Origin of the sequence: Myxococcus sp. XM-1-1-1 (assembly GCF_020037095.1) — a bacterium.
Taxonomy (GTDB): domain Bacteria; phylum Myxococcota; class Myxococcia; order Myxococcales; family Myxococcaceae; genus Myxococcus; species Myxococcus fulvus.
This window is the reverse complement of record NZ_JAIQDH010000068.1, coordinates 1-1,156: the sequence shown is the minus strand read 5'-3', so window position 1 is coordinate 1,156 and position 1,156 is coordinate 1. Positions and strand designations below refer to the sequence as shown.

General features: G+C 69.5%; 1 protein-coding gene and 1 pseudogene. One reads left to right on the top strand and one right to left on the bottom strand.

The features are described from left to right. Positions 1-428 (bottom strand): DUF932 domain-containing protein (locus K8640_RS42335; RefSeq protein ID WP_223752275.1); only part of this gene is annotated, 428 nt, incomplete at its 3' end. 276 nt (positions 429-704) lie between these two features. Between K8640_RS42335 and K8640_RS42330 the strand changes: the two are divergent. Next, positions 705-1,156: pseudogene (locus K8640_RS42330) on the top strand (hypothetical protein); the annotation flags it as partial.

Here is a 1,156-nt window from a genome sequence, read left to right as displayed (position 1 = left end):
TCGTGGCCGGTGTAGCCCAGCACGTAGCGGCGGATGGGGCTCTTGTCGCCCCGGACGCGCAGCGGCTCGGGCAGCTCTCCCAGCAGCCACCCGCGCACGCCGTTGCGGCCCAGCGTGCCCGCCGTGTGGAAGATGGCGCCCACGCCGCCGGCTGCCTCCACCAGCGTGCGGGCCACCTCCTCGAACTGGACCACCTCGTAGCCCTTGTGGACCGTGGCCAGGTACTCGTCCGTGTCGCCCCGGAAGAGGCCCTTGCGGTCCGGGATGGGCTCCTCCATGGGCGGCGAGAAGAGGGGGCGCTCGACGGCGGTGTAGAAGCCGGCCGCCTGGACCACCTCCTCGTAGGTGCTGGCAGTGGGCAACTGCGTGCCCAGGCCGTGCCAGGGCTCCTCGCCGACGTAGGCCATCTGGTGGATGTCGTGAGACATGGTGCTCCTCCTCGTGGTGAGGGCGCACCTCGGGCATGAGGGACGTGGAGCGGGTGCTCCGCGGCCCATGTGACTCGCGGTACGCCGTGTTGCGGGTTGGGGTTGGAGGAAGGCGTCCGGCCCACAACGGGCTGGACGTCAGCGGAAGTCTCCCGCCAGATGCTTATGCCGCTGCATGGAGCGCCTTTTCTTCAGGCTCCCGGGGCAAGGTCAATCTGCTCTGGAATTCCATGGACTTCGACCCTCAAGATGGGGGGCGATGACGCGGAGAAGAGCATGACGCTGCGCTGGGAAGCCGTGGTGCTGCTGGTCCTGGTGGGCACGGGTTGTGCCACCTCGCGGGTGGTGCGCCTGGACACGGGCGAGGGCCAGCCCATCATCTACACGCCGCGCGCGGACGCGGAGCCCGTCGAGCTGGACGAGGACGAGTTCGCGGAGGCGGTCCAGAAGCTGGCGCGCACCGCGCCTCTGCCCTCTCGGCCAAGGGAAGCGGCGTTGAGGCTGTTCAACCTGGGCCAGCCCCGCGCTTCCTCTCCTGTGCGCGGGCGACTGGGACTGGTCTCCGTCGAAGATCCGCAGCGGGGCCGGCTTCTCGTGACCGAGGAACCGGACGCGGAAACAGCGCTGGAGAGCGCCTACGGACGCTGGTGCCAGCGCCAGAAGAAGGTCCGGGACTGCCTGCATCTGCTGGACGAGGACGTCACCCTGGACGAGGAGGGCAAGCGCAC